The 26,639-nt window shown below is 54.0% G+C and carries 20 protein-coding genes; 12 read left to right on the top strand and 8 right to left on the bottom strand.

The window, feature by feature from the left end; genetic code table 11:
* Positions 1–120: 120 nt before the first annotated feature.
* The 3 genes from KNP81_RS13065 to KNP81_RS13055 all read left to right on the top strand — a co-directional run bounded on the left by KNP81_RS13065 (position 121) and on the right by KNP81_RS13055 (position 4,288).
* Entirely contained in the window at positions 121–570 is a 450-nt protein-coding gene (locus KNP81_RS13065) for a competence protein ComK (RefSeq protein ID WP_251026131.1), read from the top strand.
* A gap of 108 nt (positions 571–678) precedes the next feature.
* Complete coding sequence (locus KNP81_RS13060; RefSeq protein ID WP_214720262.1) at positions 679–3,747, top strand: efflux RND transporter permease subunit; 3,069 nt, start codon at positions 679–681, stop codon at positions 3,745–3,747.
* 130 nt (positions 3,748–3,877) lie between these two features.
* Positions 3,878–4,288: a hypothetical protein gene (locus tag KNP81_RS13055; RefSeq protein ID WP_021066691.1), complete on the top strand. Its 411-nt coding sequence runs from the start codon at positions 3,878–3,880 to the stop codon at positions 4,286–4,288.
* 27 nt (positions 4,289–4,315) lie between these two features.
* Here KNP81_RS13055 and KNP81_RS13050 read toward each other — a convergent pair whose 3' ends face one another.
* A complete protein-coding gene (locus KNP81_RS13050) occupies positions 4,316–4,672 on the bottom strand; it encodes a hypothetical protein (protein WP_021066690.1) in 357 nt (118 codons plus the stop codon).
* Between the two features lie 55 nt (positions 4,673–4,727).
* Entirely contained in the window at positions 4,728–5,108 is a 381-nt protein-coding gene (locus KNP81_RS13045; protein ID WP_021066689.1) for a truncated hemoglobin, read from the bottom strand.
* A 159-nt stretch (positions 5,109–5,267) separates the two neighbouring features.
* Here KNP81_RS13045 and addB point away from each other — a divergent pair, with 159 nt between their 5' ends.
* The 9 genes from addB to KNP81_RS13000 all read left to right on the top strand — a co-directional run bounded on the left by addB (position 5,268) and on the right by KNP81_RS13000 (position 20,839).
* Positions 5,268–8,708, top strand: a complete 3,441-nt coding sequence (addB, locus tag KNP81_RS13040; protein ID WP_214720261.1) for a helicase-exonuclease AddAB subunit AddB — start codon at positions 5,268–5,270, stop codon at positions 8,706–8,708.
* Complete coding sequence (addA, locus tag KNP81_RS13035; protein WP_214720260.1) at positions 8,692–12,294, top strand: helicase-exonuclease AddAB subunit AddA; 3,603 nt, start codon at positions 8,692–8,694, stop codon at positions 12,292–12,294. Before addB ends, addA begins: the two co-directional genes overlap by 17 nt.
* A gap of 115 nt (positions 12,295–12,409) precedes the next feature.
* Complete coding sequence (locus KNP81_RS13030; RefSeq protein ID WP_021066686.1) at positions 12,410–12,772, top strand: response regulator; 363 nt, start codon at positions 12,410–12,412, stop codon at positions 12,770–12,772.
* Complete coding sequence (locus tag KNP81_RS13025) at positions 12,769–15,327, top strand: ATP-binding protein (RefSeq protein ID WP_214720259.1); 2,559 nt, start codon at positions 12,769–12,771, stop codon at positions 15,325–15,327. The genes KNP81_RS13030 and KNP81_RS13025 overlap by 4 nt, the downstream gene beginning before the upstream one ends.
* A gap of 144 nt (positions 15,328–15,471) precedes the next feature.
* On the top strand, positions 15,472–15,852 hold the full coding sequence (locus KNP81_RS13020; RefSeq protein ID WP_029595956.1) for a YisL family protein: 381 nt from the start codon (positions 15,472–15,474) through the stop codon (positions 15,850–15,852).
* A gap of 102 nt (positions 15,853–15,954) precedes the next feature.
* Positions 15,955–16,956 (top strand): class I SAM-dependent methyltransferase, encoded by a 1,002-nt coding sequence (locus tag KNP81_RS13015; RefSeq protein WP_021066683.1) that lies wholly within the window; start codon positions 15,955–15,957, stop codon positions 16,954–16,956.
* Positions 16,957–17,029: 73 nt separating this feature from the next.
* On the top strand, positions 17,030–18,556 hold the full coding sequence (locus KNP81_RS13010; protein WP_125318023.1) for a phytoene desaturase family protein: 1,527 nt from the start codon (positions 17,030–17,032) through the stop codon (positions 18,554–18,556).
* Positions 18,553–20,031 carry a phytoene desaturase family protein gene (locus KNP81_RS13005; RefSeq protein ID WP_214720258.1) on the top strand — a complete coding sequence of 493 codons (1,479 nt, stop codon included), beginning with the start codon at positions 18,553–18,555 and terminating at the stop codon, positions 20,029–20,031. The genes KNP81_RS13010 and KNP81_RS13005 overlap by 4 nt, the downstream gene beginning before the upstream one ends.
* The gene (locus tag KNP81_RS13000; RefSeq protein WP_214720257.1) at positions 20,000–20,839 is read left to right on the top strand and encodes a phytoene/squalene synthase family protein; all 840 of its coding nucleotides are present in this window, start codon (positions 20,000–20,002) and stop codon (positions 20,837–20,839) included. The genes KNP81_RS13005 and KNP81_RS13000 overlap by 32 nt, the downstream gene beginning before the upstream one ends.
* A gap of 429 nt (positions 20,840–21,268) precedes the next feature.
* Here the strand turns inward: KNP81_RS13000 and KNP81_RS12995 are convergent, their stop codons facing one another.
* From KNP81_RS12995 to ybaK, 6 genes are all read right to left on the bottom strand, one after another.
* The gene (locus KNP81_RS12995; RefSeq protein WP_058763052.1) at positions 21,269–22,735 is read right to left on the bottom strand and encodes a phytoene desaturase family protein; all 1,467 of its coding nucleotides are present in this window, start codon (positions 22,733–22,735) and stop codon (positions 21,269–21,271) included.
* A gap of 14 nt (positions 22,736–22,749) precedes the next feature.
* Entirely contained in the window at positions 22,750–23,817 is a 1,068-nt protein-coding gene (locus tag KNP81_RS12990; protein ID WP_029595952.1) for a glycosyltransferase family 2 protein, read from the bottom strand.
* Positions 23,814–24,512: a lysophospholipid acyltransferase family protein gene (locus KNP81_RS12985; RefSeq protein ID WP_214720256.1), complete on the bottom strand. Its 699-nt coding sequence runs from the start codon at positions 24,510–24,512 to the stop codon at positions 23,814–23,816. Before KNP81_RS12985 ends, KNP81_RS12990 begins: the two co-directional genes overlap by 4 nt.
* On the bottom strand, positions 24,478–25,230 hold the full coding sequence (locus tag KNP81_RS12980; protein ID WP_021066675.1) for a carotenoid biosynthesis protein: 753 nt from the start codon (positions 25,228–25,230) through the stop codon (positions 24,478–24,480). The genes KNP81_RS12985 and KNP81_RS12980 overlap by 35 nt, the downstream gene beginning before the upstream one ends.
* An 87-nt stretch (positions 25,231–25,317) precedes the next feature.
* On the bottom strand, positions 25,318–26,016 hold the full coding sequence (gene pssA / locus KNP81_RS12975; RefSeq protein WP_021066674.1) for a CDP-diacylglycerol--serine O-phosphatidyltransferase: 699 nt from the start codon (positions 26,014–26,016) through the stop codon (positions 25,318–25,320).
* Between the two features lie 20 nt (positions 26,017–26,036).
* Positions 26,037–26,501: a Cys-tRNA(Pro) deacylase gene (gene ybaK, locus KNP81_RS12970; RefSeq protein ID WP_058763054.1), complete on the bottom strand. Its 465-nt coding sequence runs from the start codon at positions 26,499–26,501 to the stop codon at positions 26,037–26,039.
* Between the last annotated feature and the right edge of the window lie 138 nt (positions 26,502–26,639).

The raw sequence follows: 26,639 nt of genomic DNA, 5'->3' as shown, positions 1-26,639 counted from the left end.
AATCAGCCACTCGTTGGCTGATTTTTTTAATGGGAAATATTGGAGTTCGATTTGTGAAAACGATGATTCCTTGTTATGAATGAGAGGTAAGGCAATACATCCATGATGGAGGCAGATCAGATGACTAAGTTGACGAATGAAACAAGAGCTTTGATTCCGGTGTTTAATGAGTACGGGGAGGCGGAGACGCTCGTCTATCAATCCGATGGGGTTCAACGCTTGAAAGGCTCACCCCTTCACTTACTCGAATCCGCCTGTCTATATTACGGTTCAAGTATCCAAGGACGGATTGAAGCGGCCCGTGGCGTACTCGGCCCGCACCGGAAAACGCCCGTCATCATGGATTGGCACGCAGATACAATCTTTTTCCCGACCATCGCCAAAGAAAGCCCGGACTGTGCTTGGATCAATTTTTCACATGTGCACAAGGCGAATAAAAGTGGAAAAGGGAGCAAAATTTTATTCCATTCGGGAGAAACGGTCGATGTCCCGGTATCCAGTCACACGGTCGACAAACAAAAACAACGCGCCATCCAATTATCGTACTCCTTCCAGAAACGCTTTCACTGAAACACATTCAGTCAGGTTTAAAGATTGAAATCGATGACAACCCCCTCTATGATGAAGAAGAATAGTTCATATGTGTATTTGCACATTATCTGAAAGCGAGGGGTCAACATGTTTTTTCAAAAAATGATTGAACGAGGAAAACTGGTCATCGTGTTTTTACTCGTCGCAGTCGTTGTCGGGGTGCTCACGTTCTTCCAACTTCCGAAGCGTGAAATTCCGGAGACGAGTGTCAATATCATCTTGATTCAGACGCCATATCCAGGCGCGACCGCAGAGACGGTCGAACGGAACGTCACGAATATTTTGGAGACTGAATTGAGAGGACTCGAAGGAATCGAGAATGTGTCATCATTATCCGCATCCGAGTTCTCAAACATCACAGTCGAGTATGAAGACGGCTTCGACCGAAGTGAGCTCCAGGCGAACGTGCGCCAAGCCATCTCGGATGCCGCACCGCGCTTGCCTGAGAATGCGCTGGCACCGACCGTCAATGATTCGATCGGACAATTGCCGGTCGCTTCATATTTGTTGACTTCGGACGACCGCGAAACGTTGCAAGCGGCTCGAGAAGATGTCGAGCGGTTGGAGGAACGATTGTTGCGGACCGAAGGCGTGACCGGTGTGACAATCAAAGGATTGCCAGAAACCGAATTCGTCGTCTCGCTCGACTCGGCCGAACTCGGGGAGCGTCAACTCGCCTTCCCGGACGTTTTGACGGCCATCAATGAAGAATATAAGACGACACCGCTCGGACGCCAGTCGACGGAAGAGGGCATCTATCAGTTGGCGACCGACAGTTTGACGAACGTCAATGATATGGGCCAAGTCGTCGTCGGATCGGTAGACGGGACGCCCGTTCTACTCGAAGACGTCGGTACGGTCGAAGAGACGGAAAAAGCGGTCACCGACCTCGTCTCGCTCGATGGGATGCCCGCCATTTCCTTGACGGTCACAATCGAGTCGGGACAAGATATCCCGACGCTGCAAGAACGCGTCGATGAAGTCGTCGCCGCAGAAGTCGGAGACGTCTCTGGCGTCGAGCTCGTCCCTTATTACGAGCAGGCCAAAGCGGTCGACGCGATCTTCTCGTCGTTGACAAAAGAGTTCATCGTCGCCATGATTGCCGTCATCGTCGTCACGACGATTGGATTGACGGTATCAGGATCCATCATCGTCAGCTTGGCGATTCCATTATCGTTCTTGCTCGCGTTAATCCCGCTTCGCTTCACGGGGGTCGACTTGAACCAAATCTCCATCATCGGTGCCATCATCGCCCTCGGGATTCTCGTCGATGACGCCATCGTCGTCAACGACAACATCCTGCGTCGTTACCGGAAAGGGGATACGGCGATGGGAGGTGCCGTACGCGGGACGAAAGAAGTGTGGGGCTCGATCGTCACTTCGACGCTCGCCGTCGTCTTCGCTTTCTTGCCATTGACCCTCTTGTCAGGTGCGAACGGGAACTTTATCCGCGCCTTGCCGACCGTATTGGCGTTATCGGTGCTCGCTTCGATGGTCATCAGTTTGACTCTCGTCCCGATTGCCCAATACTGGTTGAACCGGAAACAAGTCAAAGTCTCGAAACGAGAGCCGGGTTGGTTAGGGAAACCACTCAACCGTCTCAGTAATTTCTATGCGGACACGTTGTTGCCAAAAGTTGCGAAGCGTCCATGGACGTTCGGACTCGTCGGTTTCGTCATCACGACCGCCTTGTACGGATTGATTCTATTGACACCATTCGAATTTTTCCCGGCCGCGAACCGACCAGAAGTCGTGACGAGCGTCACATTACCGGTCCAGACCGACTTGGAAGAGACGGAACGGAGACTTCAAGCCATCGAGGAAGAGTTCCAAAGCATCGATGGCGTCACCGAGACGTCCATCTTTGCCGGGAGCGGGTTACCGAGCCTGTTCACGGGTGGTCTCGACCAAACAGGTGACAACACCGGCCAAATCGTCGTCCGTGTCGATAACGAGACAATCGATGCGATTCAATTGATTGATGAGTATACGACACAAATCCGGGAAAACAACCCGGACGCTGAAATCTTCTTGGATACGCAACAACAAGGACCGCCGACTTCGGCACCTGTCGAGTTCACGATGCGCGGCGAGACAATCGACGAGCTCGTGGCGGCACGGGATACCGTGAAAGCAGACCTCGAAGAGATTGACGGCGCACTCGTCCTCGATAACATTAAAGAGCCGTTCCAAACACTCACGTATGAGCTCGACCGTGACGCGATGGCGGCCGCTGGCGTGACCGCGAAAGCGATCAGTGACCAGATTCGCCTCGTCACGGACGGGATTCCGATCGGAACGTTCGATGATGGTGTCGAACAGCGCGATGTGAAAATTGTCGTCGATGCGGAAGCAAACCGTGAGGCGCTCGCTTTAGACGATATTCTCGTCCCAGTCGAAACGGAAGCCGGCCCACCGGTCGCACCGCTCAGCACGTTCGTCACCGAAACGACGACGGAACAGATTCAACAGATTCCGCGTGAAAACGGAGAACGGACCGTGACGCTCCAAATCTTTGCGAGCGAAGGTATGGACGAGGAAGCGTTCAAACAAGACGTCGACCGCGTGCTCGCCGATGCAGAATCTGCATTGACCGATGACGGGATTGCCTTTGATCAATCGGGGGCAAGTGACACACAAAACGAGTTCTTCCTTGAACTCGCCACGTTGTTCGTCGTCGTCTTGTTCTTAATCTTCTTGATTATCGCGTTCCAGTTCAATTCATTGTCACTACCGATGCTCGTCCTGTTCACGATTTACTTGGCGATTGCCGGAGCTGTCGTCGGACTGTTCATCACACAGACGCCATTTAGCTTCATGGCTTCGATGGGGATTGTCTCGCTCGCCGGAATCGTCGTTCGGAACGCCGTCGTCTTGTTCGAGTTCATCGAGCAAGGGATTCGGGACGGCATGGCTGTCACGACCGCTGTCTATGAGGCAGGGCGGGCCCGGATTCGTCCGATCCTGTTGACGGCCTTGACCGCCGTCGTCGCCCTCTTGCCGGTCGCGTTCGGACAAGACCCACTCTTCAAACCACTTGCCATCTGTATCGTGTCAGGGATTCTGTTCTCGACGGTACTGACGCTCGTGCTCGTTCCGGCTTACTACTTGATTTTGGCGAAACGTCGCCACCGGGATAAACCGTTCACAGAGTAATTGCATGACGACAAAGGATGGCCCGAGGTGGGCCATCCTTTGTTCGTTTACGTCGGGAGACGTATGTTTTTGTGAGATGCTCTATGGGTATAATAAGAGAAGGACTTCACAATATTGGAGGGAATCAAAGATGAATGATTCATACACATGGTTAAACCGCCGGACGATTCGCCCGGCTTACAGTGCGACAGGGGGCCGGGCGTGGACGAGCGAACGCGTCGTTCGTCCGGATGCAGCCCGTGGGAAGACGGTTCGCGGTGTCAAACGCGTACGTCGTCCGTATACGGATGAGCATGGAAATCGCCGTTATACGACGGGGCGCGTCGTCATCACCGATGCGGCACGCAAAGCGCGGGCCAACGGTCATGGTGAGTCGGCCGTTCAACTCGAGTTGTCGGTGCCGACACCGTACGAGCGGGTCAAAGAGATGATTCCGACGAAGAAAATCCTCGTGCCTGCCATGGCCGGGATTGCCGTCGCTGGTGGGATTGCCGGAGTCATTTATGCACTGCGCAAGAAAAAGCGGAACAAAGGAAAATAAAAAAATCGCCCAACTCGGGCGATTTTTTTATTTGAGACGATCCGCAAGAATCCGTTCGAGCTGTTGCTCGCCGAGTTCGCGCATCTCTGCTTCATTCTCTTCATCGTATGCCTCGTCAGTGAAACGTCCGACGAATTCGACTTTCCCGTTGCCGAGTTCACGGAAGACGAGGTTTTTGCGGTCCTGATAAAAGACGACGCGGTACTCTCGTCCGTTCTCGTGCATATAGTTGAACACACCTTTAATGTGGTCCATGTTCTTTTCTTCGGGTTGGTCTTCTTCCTCTTCGTCCTCTTCGAGGGCGTCGGCGAGGACTGCCGTCGGTTCTACTTCTTCCGTTTCTTCTTCAGACGAAACGGCCTCTTTCTTTTCTTCTTCTGTCATGAAAAACGACCTCCTTTACTTACTTTCTTATCATACCCGCTTTTCGAAAGGCTGACTACTCAAAATGGTGCGAGCAGACGCGGACGACGTTCGAGGATGACATGATCAAGCGATGGAACAGCTGTTGTTTGATCGACTCGGGCGCATCGACCGTTTTGAGCGCTTGCTCCATGCAGCCGAGCCAATGTCCGGCATGAGTCTCAGAGATGGGGTGGTCACGATGGATCATCGCCAAGTTACCGCCACCACGACGTTCCGTATACAGTTTCGGTCCCCCGAGCAACTGTGTTAAAAATTCGAATTGATGCGCTTTGACCCGCTCTTTGTCGTCCGGAAACAACGGCAACAAGACCGGGTCGGCGTAGACGAGATCATAAAAGGCGTCTACGAGCTGTTGGACTCCACGCTCGCCGCCGAATTGTTCATATGCACTCATGTTCATTTCCCCCTCATACGTCCAGTCTAATCGATTTTCGCTGAAATTGGGAAGGATGCGGGCTGGTCAATTTTCTTGCTGGGGTCTCGAAGGATTTCCCTCTACAAACTGCGCGGAATGGGTCATAATAAAGAAAAAAGGGAAGGGGTGTTCGCCTAAATGACGGTCACTTTTCACGTCGGGCGTTCCGGGAGCGGAAAAAGCGAATGGATGACGAAACAAGTCATCGAAGAGCTGAAGCGTGACCCGAGCGGACCGACCATCTATATGCTCGTCCCAGACCAAATGTCGTTTGAAATGGAACGGAAGATGGCGATGACCGACGGCTTGAACGGGTCGACCCGGATTCAAGTCTTATCGATGCGCCGTCTCGCCTTTTTGATGATGCGCGACCGTGGCGTCGCGACCGAACAGTTTTTGGACCAGACGGGGACACATTTGCTGTTGCGCCGTGTCGTCGAGATGAACGAGGAACGCTTGACCTTGTTCCGCCGGACGATGAATCAGTTCGGTTTCTATGAGGAATTGAATGCGTTGATCACGCTCCTCAAACGAGGACTCGTCGATCCGGAGCAGTTGCTCCGCTTGAGCGAACAAGACCAACACCGTTCGCTGAAACTGCAGGACCTGTCCATCCTGTATGAAGGTTTCTTGACGATGACAGCGGGGAAATCGCTGCACGCCGAAGATTACTTTAACGTGCTGCTGCAACTGTTACCGGACATCGACTTGACCGGGACCCGGTTTTACATCGATGGGTTCAATGAATTTTCCGAGCAGGAGCTGGCAGTGCTGGTCGCTTTGGCGGAGAAGGCGCCGCTCGATGTCCTGTTGACGATCGACCCGGATTCGCTCTACCGGCCCCATCCGTCGTTCGGACCGACACAGCGTACGCTCATGCGCTTCAAAGAGCTGTTATCCGAACGGGGTATCTCGTCGAGTGACACGCCTCATACGGGTGCGCCTCGCTTCCAACATCCGAGCTTGGCCTATCTCGAGGCCACGTTTGGGCAAGTGACGGCAGCCCCGTATACCCGTCCCGATTCGAACGTCGTGTTACACGCGGCCGTCGACCGGTCGGTGGAAGTCGAGGCCGCCGTCCGTGAAGTCGTGCGTCTCGTTCGTGAGGAAGGCTTCCGTTACCGCGATATCGCGTTCGTGTCCCGTTCGCTTGAAGCGTACGGCGATTTGGCGACGCAGGCGCTACAAAAAATGAACTTGCCGTTCTTCCTCGATGAGCGAAAACCGATGCTCGATCATCCGGTCGTCGAATTACTGAAGGCGACGATTGAAGTCGCACTCCGTGGATACCGGGAAGAGCCGGTGTTTCGCGCACTGAAGACGGAATTGATTCTGCTCGATGAGGAGCATCGACGCACATCGGTCGACCGGCTCGAGGCGTTCGTGATTGAACGGGGGATTAAACATTACCATTGGCATGACGCGTGGTACTTGAAACGTCGTGCCGAGGAAGAGGCACGGTTGACCGGGGAAGAACTCGACGTAGAGACGGCGCTCAATCGCTATCGGCAAACCGTCGTCGACACGTTCGACCCGTTGTTGGATGACTTGAAGGCAGCGAAGACGATGCAGGCTTACACGCATGCCATCTACGCATTCTTGGAACGAGTCGGCGTGGCGTCCTGTCTTGCCCATTGGCGAGATGAGGCGCTCGAAGAGGCACGCTTGCTCGAGGCGCGCGAACATACGCAAGTATGGGACGCGGTGTTGCACTTGCTCGAACAGCTAGAGGCGGCCGCACCGGACGAGACGCTTTCGACCGAGCTGTTCCTCCAAATGATGGACACCGGGCTCGATAGTCTGCGCTATGCGCTCGTCCCGCCTTCTTTGGATCAATTGACGGTCACCGATTATGTTCGGGGCCGGTTGCTTGATAAGAAAGTCGTCTTCCTGCTCGGAGCGAACGAAGATCAAATCCCGCTCGTCTCGACCCAGTCGAAACTATTGACCGACCAGGACCTCGACTTCATGCACGAGAACGGCGTCCGGGCTGGGAAAGCGACCGAGCACTTGTTTGACGATGAGACGTACTATTTGTATAAGGCGTTCACTGCACCGAGTCATCGGCTGTTCGTCAGCTACGCCCTCGTCGACCGCGCCGGCAAGGCGATTCAGCCGGCCAGCTTCATCGCGGACCTGAAGGCGCGGCTTGGCGGTGGCAAGGTCGTGACGACCCACTTCGCAGAAGCCGGGGAACATCGCCCGAGCGACCAGTTGTCGTTCATCACGAACGTGAATCAGACGGCAGCGGTCACGGCGCTCGAATTACAGCGGCTCAGTCGCCACTACCCGATTCAAGACACGTGGTTCACGGTATATAACGAGCTGTTGAAACATCCGGAAGGCCGCGAGCGGATCCGGTTATTGACAAGCGCGCTCTTCTATCAAAACGTGCCCAAGCCGTTACCGGAAGACGTCGCCAAGTCGCTGTACACGAACTCGATTCGGGCGAGCGTCTCGCGGCTGGAGACGTTCCAAGCCTGTCCGTACCGTCACTTCGCCAGTTACGGCCTTCGTTTAAAAGAGCGCCGTTTGTATCGCTTAGAGGCGCCAGATATCGGCAACTTGTATCATCGCACCATCGAGCACATGTCGCAGACCGTGCAGATGGAAGGGAAAGAATGGCGTGATGTGAGCCGGGAGGAATGTTCTTCTCTCGCTGAGGCGGCCGTCGAGCTCGTCACACCAGAGATTCAAAACGCGATTTTGATGAGTTCGAACCGGTATGGCTATTTGAAGAAGAAATTGACCGACGTCGTCAGCAAGACTGCGGAAGTGTTAATCGAGCAGTCGAAACGAGACGGGTTCGATCCGGTCGCCTTTGAGCTCGCTTTCGGCAGCGGCAATTTCCCGCCGGTATCGTTCACGCTCAGTAACGGGGCGACGTGCGAACTCGTCGGTCGGATTGACCGGGTCGATACGGCTTCGATTCACGACCAATTGTACGTTCGGATCGTCGATTACAAGTCGAGTAAACGAGAGATCGACTTCGCCGAGATTTATTACGGGCTCGCGATGCAGATGCTCATCTATTTGAAAGTGTTGATTGAGCAGGCGAACGCCTGGACGCAAGAGAACGTCGCCCCAGCGGCCGCGCTCTATTTCCACGTCCATCGCCCGCTCGTCGCTCCGGCCGAGACGGATACCGACACCGAACGCAAGGTGCTCGAGTCGTATCAGATGCAAGGGTTGCTCGTCGATGATCCGGCCATTTTAGAGATGATGGACCGGACGGCGAAACTCGACCAGAAAAAATCAATCGTCATCCCGGTCAAGTACAAGAAAGACGGGACGCTCGATGCGAACACGACGAAAAAAGTCGTCTCGCCACCGCAACTCGAACAGTTGATGGACCATGCCATCGATTTGGCCCAATCGAGCGCCGAGGCGATGTATGACGGTGAAATCGGGGTCGAACCGTATGAGTATAAAGAACGCCGGCCATGCCAGACGTGCCCGTTCCAAAGTGTCTGTCACTTTGATGAGGCGTTGTCCAACGAGGCACGGCAATTGAAAAAGCTAGAAAAAGATGACGTCTTGTCAAGATTAGGAGGTGACGTCGATGCAGTGGACGAATGACCAACAAGCGGCCATTGATGCCAGAGGATCGCACGTGCTCGTCTCGGCGGCAGCCGGTTCCGGCAAGACGGCAGTCCTCGTGGAACGACTTGCGAGCCGTCTCTTGGATGAGACGGACGAACTGACGGCCGACCGCATGCTCGTGGTCACATTCACGAATGCGGCCGCGGCCGAGATGAAGCGGCGAATCGCCAAAGCGCTCGATCAAGCGCTTCGTGACGACCCGGAGAACGCATATATTCGCAAACAACGCCAAATGCTCAACCGAGCACTCATCACGACGATTCACTCGTTCTGTCTCGAGGTGATTCGAGAGAATTACTATTTGCTCGACCTCGACCCGGCGTTCAAAATCGCTGAAGAGCGTGATTTGGTGCTCTTGCAGGACGATGTGCTCGAAGACGTGCTCGAAGACGCTTATGGCGAACAAGACCAAGCGTTCTTCGCCTTGATTGACGCCTATACGTCCGACCGCGGGGACAGTGAGATTGAGGAGTTGATTCTCGGACTTTATCACTATGCGCGAACACTGCCTGACCCGGAAGCCTATCTGGATGAGCTCGTCTCGTTATATCAATTTGATGGGGACCCGGACGATGAGCAATTGCTGATCGAATTCGGTCACCTGCTTTGGGTAGACATCGAGAAAGCGTTGCGTCAACTTCGTCGCGTCGCCATCGAGCTTCGGCTCGCCGGTTATGAGACGCAATCCGAGAACGTGCAACAGGCGATTTTGCCGTTCGCGAACCTTGATCCGGACTCGTTCAAGTGGAGCGAGCTCGAGACGGCTTCCCGCGCCGTCAAATTCGGGACGATGAAATCCGTCCAAAAGAAAGAGGAACATCATGTCTACCACACGGTGTTGAAACCGGCCTACGACCAGGCGAAGAAGAAGTTGAGCGAAGCGACCGCACAGGCCGGCACGAGCGGAGCGGACTATTTAGAGGTCTTGATGACGCAACGTCCGCTCGTCGAGACGCTCGTCAAGACCGTCCGGACGTTCGGTGCTGCCTATGAGCAGGCGAAGCGGGACCGCGCTTTCGTCGATTTCAGCGACCTTGAACATTATGCGCTCGCGATTTTGCGCGACGGGGACGGACCGTCCTCGGTCGCATCGCTCTATAAACAGCGCTTCGCCGAAGTGTTGATCGATGAGTATCAAGATACGAACGAGATCCAAGAAACGATTATCGGACTCGTCAGCCACGAAGCCGAACACGTCGGCAACTTGTTCATGGTCGGCGATATCAAACAATCGATTTATCGGTTCCGCCATGCCGAGCCGCGTCTGTTCATCGAAAAGGCGACCCGGTTCAAACAAGGTGGTTCGGGACAACGGATCGACCTGTCCCAAAACTTCAGGAGCCGGGCCGAAGTGCTCCATGGCATCAACGACTTGTTCGTCCGGTTGATGGACGAGGAAGTAAGTGAGATCGAATACGATGAGGCGGCCCGACTCGTGCCAGGCCGGGCGTATGAGGAGCTCGAGGCGAGACCTGAGCTGATTCTCGTCAATGGTGAGAGTCGTGATCTCTCGAAACAAGAGCTCGAAGGACGCGCCATCGCGACCCGGATTTTAGAACTTGTCTCGGGCGAGGAACCGTTCAAAGTGACCGATGAGGCGACCGGCTTGCTGCGGTCGTGCGAATATCGCGATATCGTCATCTTGGTCCGCTCAAAAAAAGAGCGCGTCGAACAGCTGATGGATATTTTGACACAGTACAACATCCCGGCCTATACCGATTCAGACGGCGGCTATTTCCAGGCGACCGAGATTCGCATGATGCTCGCCGTGTTGAAACTGATTGACAATCCGCTTCAAGACATCCCGCTCGCGGGAGCGCTCCGTTCACCGATGTTTGGCTTCAGTGACCAAGAACTGGCCAAGATTCGTCTTGAATCGGAGGACTCGTTCTTCGAGGCGCTCAAAGCGAAAGCGGACGATGAGGATGACCTCGGTCTGAAGTGCGGCGATGTGCTCGACGCGTTGTCAGCGTGGCGCACGTTCGCACGGAACCATAGCTTGTCGGAGCTGATTCAACAAGTGTTCAACGACACCGGCTTCTACGATTTCGCCGGTGGCTTGCCAGGTGGGAAAGGACGCCAAGAAAACTTGAAGGCGCTCTATGATCGGGCCTTGTCCTATGAACGGAGCGGATACCGCGGTTTGTATCGCTTCCTCCGCGTGATGGACCGACTGCAAGATAACGGTGAGGATTTGTCAGAGGCGCGTTCGCTCGGCGAAGAAGAGAACGTCGTCCGAATCATGACGGTCCATAAGTCGAAAGGACTGGAATTCCCGGTCACGATCGTCGCCCAGCTTGGAAAGCAGTTCAATAAACGCGACCAAATGCAGCGCGTCATCTTCCATAAACGGTATGGCATCTCGCTCGACGCCATCGATGTCGTCACCCGGACGAAGACGGAGACGTTCGTCAAAGAGATGATTCGCCGCGATCTCGATGCCACGATGAAAGCCGAAGAGATGCGCGTCCTGTATGTCGCCCTCACCCGTGCCAAAGAGAAATTGATTTTGGTCGGGACGATTAAAGAACCGGGGAAACAGATTCAGCAGTGGCTGCACGTCGAGCAGACCGGGACGACGTTATCGGCCGAGTCGCGTCGTGACGCGAAGACGTATCTCGATTGGGTCGCTCCGGCACTCCTGAAACTTGAAGGGGCTGCCTCGTTCTTAGAACAACAGGGCTTGCCGGTTATCGCTCCGCAACAAGAAGCGACACCGTGGACGTATCGCATCATCGGTGAGGAAGATTTGGCAGAAGTCGCCACGCTCCAAGAGATGATGGCGCAGCTCCATCACGTCAAACAGTTCGAGGCGATCGATTTTCCGGTGAAAGACGAAGCGAACGTCAGTGAGTTCGTCCACAAGGCGTTCGCCTACGCCTATCCGGCACAGGCTGCGACGGAGACAGCGGCCAAACAAACGGTGACCGAATTGAAGCGGGCGCTCCAGCTTGAACAGGCGGCGTTCGAAGAGACGTACCGGGCGACGGACACCCCGTATCGAGAACCAAAATGGAAGCAATCTCCGCAGACAGGAGCCGAACGGGGGACAACGCTACATCTCGTCTTCCAATTGATCGACCCGTCCGAGCCGCTCGATGTCCAAATCGACCGCTGGGAAGCGGAAAGCATGCTCAGCCCGGTCGAGGCCGAAACGGCACGGCTTGCGAGTCCTGAAATCGAGGCGTTCTTTGCCTCGGAAACGGGACGCGCGTTGACAGCAGCGCTTCAAACTGGGACAGGTTGGCGTGAGCTACCATTCACGTACACGGTCCCGGCCGAGCGAGTCAATCCAACGGGGACGTTCACCGACGAGCACGTGCTGATCCAAGGGATTATCGATTGTCTGTTTTATGACGGAGAGACGTATGTACTTCTCGATTATAAATCGGACTCTGTGCTTTTCTCGAGCGACTCCCGTGACGCGGCAAAACAGATGTTACGTGACCGCTATCACGTCCAACTCTCGCTTTATCGTGAGGCGATTGAGGCGATTTGGGGAATCACGGTCGGGCAGATGCTCATTTATTCGCTCGAATTGCAGGAAATTGTTGTATTATAATGTAGACGTTGTGAAGAAAAAGGGGTACGGTTATACACCGTACACCCTTATTTTTTGTGATTACGAACTGAATCCGTTAAAATAATGGAATGGGATAAAAAATGGAGGAATCGTCATGGTAAAAATTTTACTAGCAGAAGATGAAGAAGTATTACGCATGCTTGTTTTAGATACATTAGAAGATGAAGGATATGACATTGATGAAGCGCCAGACGGCCTTGAAGCCTATCGGCTAATCGAACAGAACGAGTACGACCTCGTGATTGTCGACCATATGATGCCAGGCATGACCGGTCTTGAGGTCATTGAGAAAGTACGAAAACTGCCAGGACGCCAACATACGAAAGTGATGATGCTCACGGCGAAGAGCCAACAATCTGATCGTGATTGCGCGAATGAGATTGGCGTCGACTACTTTATTTCGAAGCCGTTCAGTCCCCTTGAATTGGTGAAGATTATAGGAGGCATCGTGAATTGAACAGATGGTTTAAACAAAAACTCGGGCGCGAACTCATGGTCGTCCTCTACTCGTTCCTCGCGCTCGCGCTCGTCGGCTCGATTTTCATGTACATGTACATGGAAGAACGAGTTGCGGCGAACGAACAACGGTTACAAGATGTCGATGAGCGGATTGACCGGTTGAACGTGCTTTGGGACGACTGGCAAGGCGCTCAATATGATTCCCGCGGCTTCCTCTTGTTTGGGGATACCGAGGCGCTTGAGCGGGCCCGTGCCAAAGAGAACGAGTTCCAACAAGAGATTAACTGGTTCAAGAGCGTCGTCCAGACGAAACAAGGTGAGATTTTCGCGGAGGATTTGCAAGAGTTTCATGACTTCTATTTCGGTGTCATCCTTCCGGTGACGACGGAGTACGGTCAATTGCGGGCAGAAGGTGAAATCACCGAGACGACCATCGACCCAGAGACGGTGTTGGCGTTGCCGACAGCCCAGCGTTTGATTGAGCAGGGCGTCGTCCCGTACAGCCCAGAGCGCGGGATTGATACGCTCGGACCGATTCAACAGATTGAGACATCATTGTCAGATTATAAATCTTTGATGAATAGCGAGAAACAAAAAGTGTACGATGCTTGGAAATTGAATAACGATATTCTTCAATTCCTCTGGATTGCGAGCATTTTGTCGTTCGCGGCATTGATTTTACTGTTCATCCAACCGTTCTTGCGCCGTCAAACGCGTTTGATTTCGAGACTTTCAGTCGCGTCTGATCGCTTGTTGAAAGGCGAAATCGTCGATTTGAGTGATCAGATGGAACGCGAAGATGAGATCGGGATCATGTCACGGTCGTTCAACAAAATGGCCGAGACGCTTCGTGACAATGAACGTCACTTGATTGAGAAAAATCACGAGCTGCAAGCGCAACAAGAAGAGTTGATTGCGCAACAAGAAGAGCTTCAGGCACAGCAGCAAGAGCTTGAAGAAATCTTGGAGCAGACGCAACAGAACGAGCAGCACTTGGCTTACCGCAACGAATTGACCGAGACGCTCGCGGCCCGCGACTCATTGACGGCCTATCCAGAGATTATCGAGAAGCTCGTCGCCATCACCGACTCTGAAGTCGGGGCGCTCGTCTTCCTCGATGCGACAGGCTCATTCTCGATCACGAGCCACGGCTTGAACGAAACGCTCACGCGTCAATTGCTCGATAGCGAGAATTCGGTCTTGACGCGGGCGATGACACTGCGGACGACCGTCCATTCGTCGAAACAAGTCGCGAGCGACCATCCGCTCCCGTATCCATACTATATGTATGAGACGGCCGTGCCGGTCCATGATCCGACGGATGACTCGATTATCGCGTTCATCTATCTCGTTCGTTATAAAGACCGCTTCACGCAGACACAAATGGGCGACATCATGTCGTTCGCCCGTCAGTTGTCGCTCTCACTTCTCCGGATGCGTCTGTTTGAAGAGATGACCCGTGAGAAAGGGAAGACGGAACGGATTCTCGACTCGATTCGCGAGGCGGTCATTTACGTCGAACAATCGACCGATGACGTCTTCGTCAACCGTCCGCTCTATGAGATGTTCCCTGAGCTTGACGAGATCACGTCGAGCGAACTCGCGGAACTCTCATGGAACGAATGGCGCGAGACGATTTCAACGACAGTCGATCAAGAAGACGATTTCTTGAAGTATACCGATCGTTTGTTCACGGACGACTTCCCGCATGACAGCGTGAGTTTCTCGATTCGTAAAGGGGAGATGAACCTACAGATGTATGCGGAACGCATCGTCGTCGGCGGGTTATCGAAAGGAACGTTACTCGTCTTCCGTGACATCACGAGCGAGACCGAGGCGGAGCGCTTGAAGAGCGAGTTCATCTCGACCATCTCCCATGAATTACGTACCCCGCTCTCTTCGATTTATGGGTTCACCGAGCTCATGGTCAAGAAGCAGTTGCCGAACGAGAAGCAAGCGAAATACTTGCAGACGATTCATGCCGAGACGGAGCGCTTGACGCATCTCGTCAACGACTTCCTTGACGTACAACGGATGGAAGCCGGCAGTCAAATGTATGACCGCGAACAGCTCGACGTCGAGCCGGTCATTCGCGATATGATGACGTTCTATGAGGCGTCATCGTTGAAACACCAGTTCGAGCTCGTCACGGCCGATGATCGCCCGTACGAACTGTTCGCCGACTGTCAGAAGTTCAAACAGTTGATGAGTAACTTGCTCTCGAACGCCGTGAAGTATTCGCCGCGTGGCGGGAAAATCACAGTCGAACTGGCCCATCACGACCAATCCATTTCGATTAAAGTGAAAGACCAAGGAATCGGGATTCCGAGCGATGCGCTCGACCGACTCTTCGACAAGTTCTATCGTGTCGACAATTCGGACAGCCGTGAAATCGGCGGTACCGGACTCGGCCTTCCGATCTGTCAGGAAATCGTCCGCGGTCACGCCGGTCAGATTCATGTCGAGTCGGTGCAGCATCAAGGCTCGACGTTCACGGTCGTCATTCCAAGTTATGAATACGCCGTCCGTGAACAAGAAACGACGACAGCTTAATCACGTCAGCAACGCAAGGCGCCTATCGATCATCGATGGGGCGCCTTTTTGGTGGAAGCGAAGATTTTTCAATCACCTGCTTGACCGTAAAGCGAGCGACTCGTGTACAATAGAGATTGTACATAATGGAAAGGGGGACTTTGAATGCCATTGACTGCATTCCTACACACGCACGTCACGAGCTGGATTTTATTACTCGTCTTGTTCGCTGTCGCCTACGTCGGCTATAAGAACGCGAACAAGAGCGGGAAGATTGCCCACATGGTGTTTCGACTCATGTTGCTCGTCGCGTTCGGCACAGGACTTTATTTGTATTTACAATTGAACGGTGGTGGCATGTTCTATCACGTGAAAATCACGGTCGGACTGCTCACGCTCATCTTCGGTGAGATGACGCTCATCCGTGTGAAGAAGAAAAAACCAGCGAACGCGATGTTCGGCGGTTTCGTCGTACTTGCACTCGTGACGATTTTCATCGGCTATGCGTTGCCATACGGACAGTCGTTCTTTAGCAATTTCATTTAAGGTTGATTCCCATTCCGCACATTGGAGTGGGATTTTTTTGTTTGTCCGTAAATTATTAGGGGAAAATAAAAAAATCAGTGATAACGATGATGAGGTGAAATGATGGAACAACAAATGAATGAATGGTCACGCGTCTTGCACGCGCGAAGATGGATGAAACAAACGGAATCGTTCCTGCCGCTTTGGCACGGATATATCGGCTATAAATATGGATTGTTCGATGCACTCCAAGGCGGTGCCAGCTTTGCGGAGATGACGCTTCGCTTGAAGCAACCGTTGACGAAGCTCGCGCTGGAGCGTTGGCTTGAAGTGGGGGTCGCCGTTCGTCATTTGAAGAAGAGAGGCTGGCGTTACTTCCCGACACGTAGTTTGAAATATCAATTGTCGCATGAGGATGAGCGCAGTATCGGTTTCATGCTGCAAGAGATGATGGAGCTGCATATCCCGGCGCTCATCGCTTACCCTGACTTTTTAGAGTCGGGCAAACAGAAGACGTTCGATGGGGCGACGCATGGACAGGTCGTTGCACAGACGTCGACGCTCGTCGAGACGGTCGCTTTCCCAGTCGTTCAACAACTGTTGCGTCAGGCCGACGTGAAGACGATGCTCGATATCGGATGCGGGCACGGTGGTTACTTGCGTAAACTGCATGGCCTCGAACCAGAGTGGAAGTTGACCGGGATTGACTTAGAAGAGGACGTCATCGCCGAAGCCCGGGAGCAGGATGAGTCAGGCGATATTCGTTACGAAGTGGCCGATTTCATGGAATGGGATCATGAGGACCGGTTCGATGCCGTCATGATGAATAACATGCTCTATTACTTCTCGCCAGAAAAACGAATCGAATTGCTCGAACGGATGCTCGAGAACCTCGAGGCGTCCGGTGTCGCCGTCCTCGTCACTCCGCTCGCAGAGACGCCGCTCGGCTCTCGGTTTGCCTCGGCGTTCAATGCGTTCATGACCCTCCACGACAACTTGCATCCGTTACCGACAATTCGAGAGTTGCGCCGTCAAATGCAGCAAGTCGGCTTTGAAAATATTCGCTTTATCCCATTCATCCCGGAAGGATCATGGTATATCGTCATTGCCGAGCGCGGCAATTGACACATGGCGGACACACGACGAGCCGATTCAAATTTGAACTTGTCTCCAGTCATTTCTATAATGAGATAGAAGCATAAGAGACTATTCACATAGGGAGTTGTTCAACGTGTCGGAAAAAAGAGTCGCCGTGATCGGTGCCGGACCAGGAGGACTTGCGGCTGCGATGCTGCTCGCAAGCCGTGGTGTGAAGGTAACAGTATTTGAGAAGCAGGCGTTCGTCGGTGGACGAACGTCTCGTCTTCAAGTCGGAGAATTCGCGTTCGATCGTGGCCCGACTTTTTTAAATATGCCGTATATTTTAGAAGAGATTTTCGAAGAGACGGGTCGCGATTTACATGACTACGTCGAGATGAAACGCCTTGAACCGATGTACGACCTTTATTTCGATCGAGGGAACCGGGTACTGTCGATGACGACCGACCGTGATCAAATGCATCAGGCGATTGAAGAGCAATTCCCTGGGAACGGGGAAGGCTATGAACGTTTCATGGCCGAACAAGCCATCAAGCTGTCGAAGTTGATGCCGGTCCTGCAGACGGCGCATGACAAGCTGACGGATTACGTGGCTACACGCGTCTTGAAGGCGTTGCCGTTCTTGTCGATTGGTAAATCGTTATATGACGTGTTATCGGAATACTTCACGAGCGAGGAGCTGAAGTACGCCTTCACGTTCCAAGCCAAATATTTAGGGATGTCGGCTTGGGATTGCCCTGGCGGCTTCTCGATTTTGTCGTATATGGAGCATGCCTACGGCGTCCATCATCCGATTGGCGGCGTGAACCAACTATGTACAGCGATGGCGCGCGTCATCGAAGAAGAGGGCGGTGAGATTCGTCTCGGAGAAGGCGTTGACCGTCTCTTGCTCGATGGGAAGCGTGTCAACGGTCTCGTGGCGAACAACGTGCATTACGCGTTCGATGAAGTGATTGTCGGGGCCGATTTCGCCCATGCGATGACGACGCTCGTCCCGAGCGATGCGCTCACGCGTTGGAGTCCGAAACAACTGAAGAAGAAGCGCTACTCGTGTTCGACGTTCATGCTCTATCTCGGGCTCGATCGCGTCTATGACGACGTCGCCCATCACTCGATTCATTTCGCAGACGACTACGAGCGTAACGTGAAAGAGATGACGCAAGACTTGAAGCTGAGTGAAGACTTCTCCTTCTACGTGCAGAACGCGTCAAACATTGATCCGACGCTGGCACCAGCCGGTAAATCGTCACTCTACGTCCTCGTGCCGGTCCCGAATAATCTGTCGAACTTGCCTTGGGAGAAGCTCGAGGCGACGATGACGGAACGTGTCCTCGATGCGCTTGAGACGCGTTCACCGTATCGCGACATTCGTAACCATATCGAGGTCATGCAGCCGCTCACGCCGAACGACTGGGAAGCGTTTGGTGTATATGAAGGAGCCACGTTCAATCTCGGACACAACTTATCGCAGATGATGTATTTCCGTCCGCACAATCAGTTCGAGGAACTCGATCACGTCTGGCTCGTCGGAGGGGGCACTCATCCAGGCAGCGGACTGCCGACGATTTTTGAGTCGGCGCGGATCACGGCGAACCTATTGCGTGACCGGGCAGGTGTCGGCCAATGAACATCAGCTTCGTCGGTGCCGGAATCGGGTCGCTTTACGCGGCCTTGCTCCTGACCCATAAATATCCGTCGCTACACGTGACCATTTATGAGAAAGAATCCCGCGTCGGGGGGCGACTCAATTATGTCGAATTCGAGAACGGCGCCCGCGTCGATGAGGGGCCGACCATCGTCCTGTTACCCGGGAAACTGAAAAGTCAGCTTCAAGAAGCCGGGTTCCCGGAACGTGAGCTCGAACTGCTTGAAGTCGACCCGCTCTATCGCCTCCGTTATGAGGATGGGACGACGTTCTATAAATATCGCGATATCGAGCGCCAGGCGGCCGAAATCGACCGTCTTTTCAACGAGGGTGCCGGATTCAAAAAATATATGGCCCAAAAACGAGAAGAGTATCGCCTCGGCTTCGACGCGTTCTTGGACCGGGGCTATAAGAGCAAGACAGATTTGTTCGAGCCGAAGTTATTGATGCTCCTCATGCGCTTGAAGGCGTATGAGACGGCCCACGAGAACATGAAACGCTTCTTTAAGGACGAACGTCTTCGTGTCGCCTATAGTCTGCAAACGCTCTACATCGGCGGCAACCCGTATGACACGCCATCCCTCTATGGCTTGATTCCGTATCGGGAGCAAGAAGAGGGGATTTGGTACGTCAAAGGAGGATATTTCTCGCTGGCGACGAAAATAGAACAAGAGTTGAAGCGCCGGGGCGTCACGTTCAAGCTGAACGCGAACGTGGAACGCGTCCGCGTCGCCGAAGGTCGGGCGGATGCGGTCGTCGTCGACGGAGTCGTCCATCCGTATGATGCGGTCGTCGTCAACGGCGACTTCCCGCTCATGGAACGCTTGATTGATGGCGTCAAGCCAAAGTCGTATGAACCGTCGAGTGGGACGCTCTTGTTGTATTTTACCGTGAACGGGGACATCGACTTGCCGGTCCACCAATTCGATTTGCCGACTGATTTCGCCGGGTCGATGCGGACCATCTTCGAAGATGGTAAACTGAGCAAGTATCCAGCGATGTATACGTTCAATCCGTCCCTCATCGATGACTCGCTCGCGCCGACGGGGACGAGTGTGCTGTACGTACTCGTACCGGTACCGCGTAAATTGGAACGGAAAGACTTCGAAGCGAGCGGTGCGATCGAGCATTTGATCGGCCGCATCGAACGGATGGTGCCCGATTTCAGAGACCGTGTCTTGGAAATGAAAGTCCGGACGCCGATGGACGCGGAACGATTCGGCTTGTTCGAGGGTGGAAGCTTCGGCATCGCCCCGAAATTGGCCCAATCGGCCGCGTTCAAACCGCAGGCCCGTCCGTATGCCCAGATCGACCGTCTCTATGCGGTCGGGGCATCGGTCCATCCATGCGGAGGCGTTCCGATCGTCATGATCGGCTCGCAACTGTTAGTGAAAAGAATGGAAGAAGAAATGGGGGCATTGTACCATGACGACACAAGAAGCGTATCGTCAATGTGAAGACGTAATGAAAAAAGGCTCGCTCACGTTCTATCGGGCCTTTTCCCTGCTCTCTAAACCTGACCGCCAAGCCGTGGCTGCGGTCTATACGTTTTGTCGGACACTCGATGACGCGGTCGACGAATCTGACAGCCCCGAGGAAAGTTTGACGCATTTTTTGGCCGAGTTCGATCTTTTCTTGGCGGGCGAACCATTGCCGGATGCGCTTTGGGTGGCGCTCGAGGATGTCTGGAAGCGATACGACATGGACGTCGAACCGTTCTTCGAGTTGGCCGAAGGCATGAAATGGGACTTACATAAGACGCGCTATGCGACGCTCGAGGAGACGGAGCAGTATGGCTATTACGCGGCCAGCACCGTCGGCTTGATGCTGTTACCGATTCTCGCGCCGGACGCCGATGCGGCTGGACGCCAGCAATTGAAGCAAGGCGCCATCGATTTAGGAATTGCCATGCAGTTGACGAACATCTTGCGCGACGTCGGGGAAGACCTCGATCGGGACCGGATTTATGTGCCCCAATCGTTGCTCGCCGAGTTCGGTGTCGCGGAAGCCGATTTGTTTGCGCGGCAAGTGACTCCGGCGTTCATCGACGTCTGGGAGACAGTGGCCCGTCGCGCGGAAGCGTTATACAGCAGCGCCCGGGAGACGCATCACTTGTATCCTGTGACGAGCCGGAAGCCTGTCGCGGCGGCAGCGCTCCTCTATGAAGGAATTTTAGATGCGGCCCGGCAGAACGGGCATGACGTCTTCACGAAGCGGGCGTATGTCTCGACGATTCAAAAAGGCAAACTGTTGACCAGATTATAAGCAAGGGCGGTCGTCTTGAGACGGCTGCCTTTTTTGCGCACAAAAAAACCACTTTTGGCGGGGGACCAAAAGTGGTGTAAGCGTTATGTGATTCGTTCATCGGGGAAACGAACGAATCGGACGTGATGAACCCTAAAGATGTGCCTCGTTTCATGGGGAATGAAACAATGGGGCATCTTCGCTGAAGCAGGATGCTTGATGGACTAAGGGGGAACATCAGATGCATGCTGTTCCAGCTGCGGGATACGAGTGGGGAAACTCGCTCATCACTTTTTTCTCGGGTGTGACAAGTTCAAAACGCGATAGGCTCGGGGAAGCCATTCGATCGCTACAGGTGTAACTAACGTTACAAAACTGCTTGAACTCGAATATGATATTATCACGTCTGTCCCGTGTCGACAAGTGTCGAATCCTCTGTTCACAAAATGTTCAAATTGTCAGAGGTATGTCCTCTAACATCGATCGCGCCGCGAATTGTCCTGAAAGCGTCACCATCGGGCTACCGCCACCAGGGTGGGTCGAACCGCCCGCAAACCAGATGTTTGAGACGTCTTCGGAACGGGCCGACGGACGGAAGAACGCTCCTTTTTTCGAGTTGGCCGACGTCCCGTACAACGCTCCGTAATAGGCGTAAAAATCACGGGTCAAATCGAGTGGAGTGACGCGGCGATGGAACAAGACATCGCTGTCTTCCCAATCGACACCGAACGTGCGGAGCCGTCGACGAATCAAATGCTCATACGTCTCGGCATCGATATCGGTCATATGGGCCGGCGCATTGACGAGGATGAACAAGTTATCGCCTGCTTCTCCCATTGACGGGTCGGTATGGGCCGAGTTCGAGATATAGATCGTCGGCTCATCGGCATAGCGTTCCTCTTCAAACAAGGCCCGGAACTCGGCCTCGTAGTCGTCTGAGAAATAGACGTTGTGGTGGGCGAGGTTCAATCGTTTGTTCAAGCCGATCATGATGACGAAAGCGGACACCGATGGCTCGATCGTGTCGCGTGTCGGTACCGGGAACGAGGGACGGTCCATGGCGTCGACGAGACGCGGATATTGCGTGAGCAGTTCCCCGTTCAGAAGGACGGCATCGCAAGACATGACCTCTTCGTGGTCGATGACGACCGCATGGGCCTTCCCGTTCGTCACTTCGATTTTCGTCACCTCATGGCCGAGCCGGAACTCGACACCGAGCTCGCTCGCCCGTTTCGCGAAGCCTTTCGCGATTGTCCAGTTCCCGCCTTTGGCGAAATAGACGCCGTCATTCAGCTCGAGATGCGAGATGAGCGCGAACGTGCCCGGTGTGACGTAGGGGCTGCTGCCGATATACGTCGCATACCGGTCGAGCGCTTGGATGATGCGCGGGTCCTTGAAGTATTTTTTATGGAGCGCATGCAGGCTCTTGAGCGGATGCACTTTCATCATGTCGGCCCAAAGACCGGTATCGATTTTCGAGTCCATCCGCGTGAAGAAGCGGTGATTGGCAATCTCGAACAGTTTTTCCGCCTCGTCTAAGTAAGCGGCCAATTGATTTTTATCGGCTTTATCGCCGGTCAGACGGCGCACCTCAGCTTCCATTTTTTCGCGGTCCGAATCGAATGTGAACGTCGAACCGTCGGAGAAGTGGTTGACCGTGTGCGACTCGAGTTTGACGAGCTCAAAATAGTCATCCGGGTTGGCGCCGCTGTTGCGGATGACGGAGCGGAACACGTCCGGCATCGTAATCGTATTCGGTCCGAAGTCGAAGCGGTGTCCATCGGTGATAATCGGCATGAGCTTCCCACCGACATGCTCATTCTTTTCAATGACGGTCACGTCGTAACCGCGGGCGGCCAAGGTGACGGCGGCACTCAAGCCGCCGAGACCGGCCCCGATAATGGCGATATGTTTCATAGTATGCCTCCTAATTATTGATACGTCCGGCCTTTCCATGAAATCGGCTTCCGTCGCCATTTGCGCACGACCGCGCTCGACAAGAGGAGCAAGTAGGCGATGAGACTGAACGGGTGGAGCCAAAACTGGCGGCCACCCGATTTGACATCGATGGCGAGGCGCGCGAGCAAAACGAACGCGCACGCCAAGAATGAAATCCAGTCCATGCGGACGAGAAAGACGATGAAAGCAGACAGCTGGATGCCGTAGTAGAGAAAGAAATAAAGGGCGATGCCCACTGCTTCATTCATTCCCTTGAATACGTTCTTTGAAAACCCATTCCAGACTTCTTCATTCGTTGCATACATGTCACACGTGATATACGGCGAGACGTTGACGAGCGACGTGATCTTTTTCCGACGTTTGAACTCGCGGCAGAGATCGATGTCGTCAATCAATGAATCATGAATCGAGGCGTGCCCTCCGACATCCTCGTAGCTCGCCCGCTCGACGAGGACGTTCATCCCGTTGGCCGCGGCGAAGGCAGGATGACGGACTTTTCGCCAAAACAGGGGCAAATGCTGGGCGATTAAGACGTGCTGCATCGGAATCAACAGTTTGCCGAGCCAAGTCGGTGTCGGGAAACGGGGGAAGCCGGACAAGAAGACCGCTCCTTCGCGGGCGAGTGTGCCGTGAAGTCGACCGATGAACGTCGGGTCGATCGTCACGTCGGCATCGAGGAACAATACATACGGCTCGGTCGTCCGGGTCGCCAACTGATGGCATGCATGGACTTTACCGGCCCAGCCTTCCGGGAGCGGCACCCCACGGAAGATGGTGAAGCGGGAATCGCCCGCAATCGCTTGAACGAGCGCCTCATATGTACCGTCCTCGGACCGGTCCTCATACAAATAAACGTGACATTCATCCGTCAAGGCTGCCTTTAAACTTGTGACGAGTTTCGGCACGTTCCGCTCCTCGTTCCGAAGCGGGATGCAAATCGCGGTCGAAGGGACAGGGGCCGGAGCGGTGAGCGGCCGGAGGAATAGCAAGTTCACCAGCGTGAAGACGAGCATCAGGGACGTGATGACGAACAGAATCATGAGCGGCCTCTTCCGAGTTGGAGCACGTGCTCTGTCCAATCCGCCAAGCTGCGCTTCGGAGGGAACAGCTCGATATAGCGGTCGGATTGTGCGATCACGTCGTCGCGCGTATCGTCATATAGTCGCTCAAGTGCTTTGGCGAGCTCTTGTTTTTGGTCACGTCGCGTCTTAGAGACGACCGTATGGTTGCGGAACCGCACATAGACGAGCGGGGCGGCGTGGGACGCGAACGTATAATAGATGGCGCACAACCGGACTTCTGGATTGTGAATCAGCATCGTTGCACCGGAACCGATCTCGAGCGGGCGATGCTCCTGTGGATACTCACGTCCTTGCGGGAACACCCAGACGGACTTGCCAGCGAGTAACAGCCGATTAGCATAGTCGAGCGAGGCGCGCACGTCCGATAGTTTGCCTTTTTTGATGGAGAACGCACCTAAGTGGCGGAAGAACGGGAAGCGGCGCAGTCCATCCTCATCCATCAAGACGTGGACGTCGTGACGCAAATAATATTCGTTCAACATGAGCAGAATCATCCCGTCCCACCACGAGCTGTGTGTGCTCAAAAACAATCCAGGTGTCGGCACGTCATCGGTCCGGACGTGAATCGTATGGAAAAACGGACGGATTTGACGCTCTTTGACGAACGTCGAGAACAGGTTATTGAACCATTTCTTTTTGCTCGCTTCGATCATGACGGCTCCTCCGTTCTATCAAGATGAGACCTGCGGCGGTCACGAGGCTGAGGACACCGATCCCGTAGAGACCGGCGTTGACGGCCGTGACTCCGAACAAGGCGTGAAGCATGACGAACAAATAACGGCCGTGCCCGAGCAACATCGGTTCCGCCTCGACTTCAAACCGGTCGAGTAACCAAGAGAAAATGAGAGACAGTCCGAACCAGCCGACGAAGTTTTGCGTCGGGATATCATAATACAAACCGTCATTGGCCCATTCCCAATAGCCTTTCACGTTCGCGGCGACCGGATCGATTGCCATGTCGAGCCAAACAGCGAGGAATGGGACGAGCCAGAGCGTGCGGTTCTTGAACGAGAACAAGCGGGCGACGGCAAAACTCGAGCCGATGACGGCGAGCCAGGCTGCACCGATTGTGACCGGTACACCGAACACGGTCGGACCGAACGCCTCGGCGTAGATATACTCGCTGAACGGGAACCCGGTTTTGACACCGAGCGTCTCGACAGCGATTGAGCCGAAGAAGATGAACGGGACAATCCAGCGGGCGTGGCGGACGCCGTCCGCGATCACCCAACCACCGATGGCCCCAGCGAGCCATAAGAATACCGGGTTTGCCCATTCGAGCCAACTCGGCAACAAATCAAAGCCAACGAGGACGACCCCGATGACATACCAAACTAAAAACCATTTCCAAATCCATGGATACACTTTCATTTCATCACCTCTATTACCATTCTAGAGAGGTTTGTGACATCCGTCTAATAAATGCATGCAAAAAAAGAGCCCCTCGAGAGGGACCCATCAATTCGCCATCCGTTTTCGTTTCTTGACGAACGAGAAGGCGATGAATAAGACGTAGAATGTGACGGCGATGAACCAGAACGACGGCCATTCTTTCCACCGGGCGAAAATCATGTACGTCAAGTAGATGAGACTGACTGTGATGATGAACGAATGGCGCGGGAGCGGCACATCTTTGAAACTCGGGATACGCACGCGGCTGACCATGAGCAGGGCGAGACCCGTGAAAAAGATTGGGGTGAGCAGTTCATTAATCTGGTCCCCGAACGTCGTCACGACGGCGAGCAGTCCGCCGGCCGCGGTGATCGGGACGCCTGAGAAGTAGCTGGCCGTGACGTTCGTCGCCGATAAGTTGAAGCGGGCCAAGCGGTAGGCGCCGAACAGCGGGAATAGGGCGGCGAAGAAGAGGCCGTAATTGCCGTAATCGATAAAGAACGTGTAGTAGGCGAGTAACGCCGGGGCGACCCCGAACGTGACGACATCGGCGAGCGAGTCGAGTTCTTTCCCGAAGTCACCGGCCACTCCGAGCATACGGGCCAGCCGTCCGTCGAGACTATCGAGCATCATGGCGATGATAATCAGTAACGTCGCGTTCGAAAAGTCGCCGCGCGCCGCATAGACGATGGCCAAGACGCCACAGAACAAGTTGCCGAACGTAAATGAGTTAGGAATCCACGAGCGGATTCGTTCTTTCCACATAGGTATTGCCTCCATCTTTGTTATTGAGTGAACCAGCGACCGTCCGTGAATCCGAGCAAGTCAGCCGGAGCGAGTTCGAGTTGATAGCCGCGTTTTCCGGCCGAGATGATAATCGTGTCTTTTTGTTTGGCGCTGTCGTGAAGAAACACAGGGAATCGTTTCTTCGCACCAATCGGCGAGACCCCGCCCCGGATGTACCCGGTCAGTGCCTCGAGTTCCTTCACCGGTACGGGCGAAGCCTTTTTGGCGCCCCAGGCTTTTGCGGCCGCTTTTAAGTCGATATCGAGCTCTCCTGAAATCAAAAAGAAGGCGAATCGGCGTTGCTCGTTCTCGAGACAAATCGTTTTATACAGTTGGTCGAGCGGTTTACCGAGTGATGCGGCGACATGCTTGGCCGAGACGTCGGACTCGTCCACTTCATATGTGTGATACGTGAACGGGACGTTCCGTTGTTTCAGTTGTCTTGCGGCGTTTGTCAGTTGCATCGGTCCCACCCTTTCGTTGAACGACTCTTTTAAGAATAGCAAATAGTGGTAGCGTCGGGCAATCGAACTCGGAAAGTTTTCATGACAAGAAGGAAACAGAATCCATGATAGAGAAATGAATAGTGATTCATTTTATCA

Origin of the sequence: Exiguobacterium sp. s149 (genome assembly GCF_018618395.1) — a bacterium.
Classification (GTDB): Bacteria; Bacillota; Bacilli; order Exiguobacteriales; family Exiguobacteriaceae; genus Exiguobacterium; species Exiguobacterium chiriqhucha.
Note: the sequence above shows the minus strand (reverse complement) of the source record. Positions and strands in the feature narration are given on the sequence as shown.

Excerpts from the sequence above, each read along its gene's own strand:
- KNP81_RS13065 (WP_251026131.1), top strand. The coding sequence starts at position 121 with ATGACTAAGTTGACGAATGAAACAAGAGCTTTGATTCCGGTGTTTAAT.
- KNP81_RS13060 (WP_214720262.1), top strand. The coding sequence starts at position 679 with ATGTTTTTTCAAAAAATGATTGAACGAGGAAAACTGGTCATCGTGTTT.
- KNP81_RS13055 (WP_021066691.1), top strand. The coding sequence starts at position 3,878 with ATGAATGATTCATACACATGGTTAAACCGCCGGACGATTCGCCCGGCT.
- KNP81_RS13050 (WP_021066690.1), bottom strand. The coding sequence starts at position 4,672 with ATGACAGAAGAAGAAAAGAAAGAGGCCGTTTCGTCTGAAGAAGAAACG.
- KNP81_RS13045 (WP_021066689.1), bottom strand. The coding sequence starts at position 5,108 with ATGAGTGCATATGAACAATTCGGCGGCGAGCGTGGAGTCCAACAGCTC.
- addB (WP_214720261.1), top strand. The coding sequence starts at position 5,268 with ATGACGGTCACTTTTCACGTCGGGCGTTCCGGGAGCGGAAAAAGCGAA.
- addA (WP_214720260.1), top strand. The coding sequence starts at position 8,692 with ATGCAGTGGACGAATGACCAACAAGCGGCCATTGATGCCAGAGGATCG.
- KNP81_RS13030 (WP_021066686.1), top strand. The coding sequence starts at position 12,410 with ATGGTAAAAATTTTACTAGCAGAAGATGAAGAAGTATTACGCATGCTT.
- KNP81_RS13020 (WP_029595956.1), top strand. The coding sequence starts at position 15,472 with ATGCCATTGACTGCATTCCTACACACGCACGTCACGAGCTGGATTTTA.
- KNP81_RS13015 (WP_021066683.1), top strand. The coding sequence starts at position 15,955 with ATGGAACAACAAATGAATGAATGGTCACGCGTCTTGCACGCGCGAAGA.
- KNP81_RS13005 (WP_214720258.1), top strand. The coding sequence starts at position 18,553 with ATGAACATCAGCTTCGTCGGTGCCGGAATCGGGTCGCTTTACGCGGCC.
- KNP81_RS13000 (WP_214720257.1), top strand. The coding sequence starts at position 20,000 with ATGACGACACAAGAAGCGTATCGTCAATGTGAAGACGTAATGAAAAAA.
- KNP81_RS12995 (WP_058763052.1), bottom strand. The coding sequence starts at position 22,735 with ATGAAACATATCGCCATTATCGGGGCCGGTCTCGGCGGCTTGAGTGCC.
- KNP81_RS12990 (WP_029595952.1), bottom strand. The coding sequence starts at position 23,817 with ATGATTCTGTTCGTCATCACGTCCCTGATGCTCGTCTTCACGCTGGTG.
- KNP81_RS12985 (WP_214720256.1), bottom strand. The coding sequence starts at position 24,512 with ATGATCGAAGCGAGCAAAAAGAAATGGTTCAATAACCTGTTCTCGACG.
- KNP81_RS12980 (WP_021066675.1), bottom strand. The coding sequence starts at position 25,230 with ATGAAAGTGTATCCATGGATTTGGAAATGGTTTTTAGTTTGGTATGTC.
- pssA (WP_021066674.1), bottom strand. The coding sequence starts at position 26,016 with ATGTGGAAAGAACGAATCCGCTCGTGGATTCCTAACTCATTTACGTTC.
- ybaK (WP_058763054.1), bottom strand. The coding sequence starts at position 26,501 with ATGCAACTGACAAACGCCGCAAGACAACTGAAACAACGGAACGTCCCG.